The organism is Mesorhizobium sp. M2A.F.Ca.ET.042.01.1.1 (assembly GCF_003997405.1).
Taxonomy (GTDB): domain Bacteria; phylum Pseudomonadota; class Alphaproteobacteria; order Rhizobiales; family Rhizobiaceae; genus Mesorhizobium.
The window spans coordinates 1-1398 of sequence record NZ_RZRX01000548.1 but is presented as its reverse complement, the minus strand read 5'-3'; the positions used below and the strand labels follow the sequence as shown (position 1 = coordinate 1398).

Sequence of the window (1398 nt, the reverse complement as noted above, 5' to 3'; positions counted from 1 at the left end):
ATCTCGAAGGCACCAAGATGGCCACCGCCTTCAACATGCTGCGCTCGGGCGACCTGATCTGGCCCTATGTCATCAACAATTATATGCGCGGCAAGGAGCCCCTGCCCTTCGACCTGCTCTACTGGAATTCCGATTCCACGCGCATGGCGGCGGCCAACCACTCCTTCTATCTGCGCAACTGCTATCTCGAGAACAATCTTTCACGCGGCACGATGGAGCTTGCCGGCCGCACGGTGTCGCTGGCCGACATAACCATCCCCGTCTACAACCTTGCGACGAAGGAAGACCACATCGCGCCGGCGCTTTCGGTGTTCCTGGGCTCGCGGTTCTTCGGCGGCGACGTGGAGTATGTGATGGCGGGTTCCGGCCACATCGCCGGCGTCGTCAACCCGCCTGCCGCCAGGAAATATCAGTACTGGACCGGCGGTAAGCCGGTGGGCGATTTCAACGCCTGGCTCGCCGCGGCGCATGAGCATCCGGGGTCCTGGTGGACGCACTGGCAGCACTGGATCGAGAACCAGGACAACATCCGCGTGCCCGCCCGCGAACCCGGCAAGCGTATGAAAACCTTGGGAGATGCGCCGGGCACCTATGTCAAGGTGCGTGTGTAACGGACTGTAATGTCTGGTGAGTTGACGGGCCGTCAAAACAGGGCGAAATGGTGGCGTCAATCGTTTCACAGCCTCAAATCGCCTTCCGACGCAGATTAATTCCGAGGCTTGCAGATTGGACACATGTCCCGTTTCCGGTTGGGAACAGGAGGGTTATCGCGGCGCGATGCTGGAGTGGCGCGGCGATGACGAACCGACCGGATGCCGAGGGGGAATTTATTTTGAAATCAGTAGGTTGGCGTCTTGCACGAAGGGAAGGTCGCAGCATAGCGGCAGCGCTTTTCTCCGTGCTTCTGGCCTCCTGCACATCGACCGGCGACCCGACCATGTCGGTCGTTTCGCCCGCCTACAATTCAACCGCCACCGAAATGAGCGCGTCGTCCGGCGCCAAGACGGTAACAACCGCCGATTCGTCGGCCCAAGTGGCATCCGCGACCAGCGATGCGGCAGCGACCGTGATGAGCGAAGGCGACACGCCTTTGCCCGAGAAGGTCGCCTATGTGCCGGAGACGCGGCCGCAAGCCGCCTTCCCTGACGTCGCCGTACCCATGGGCGCCGCCGCGATTGCCGGCAACACGCCGCAACCGCTGGTTCAGCCGGCGCAGACCGCGGAACAGACACAAGCCGTCGCCCAGCAGGTCGCCGCCGGCGATGCCGCCGCCATTGCGTCCAAGGCGCAGGCGACCACGCAGGCCATGAGCAACGGCGTCTATGTGACCGCGGGCGAGCCGCCGCAGCCGCAGGTCGCCGCGCCGAAGGAGAGCCTGTTCGCCTCGCTGTTCAGCAC

2 pseudogenes are annotated in these 1398 nt (G+C 63.3%); both read left to right on the top strand.

Annotation, left to right across the window (positions count from 1 at the left end):
* Nucleotides 1-611: pseudogene (locus EOA23_RS34710) on the top strand (alpha/beta hydrolase); the annotation flags it as partial.
* A gap of 326 nt (nucleotides 612-937) precedes the next feature.
* Nucleotides 938-1398 (top strand): annotated as a pseudogene (locus EOA23_RS34705) (peptidase M15A); the annotation flags it as partial.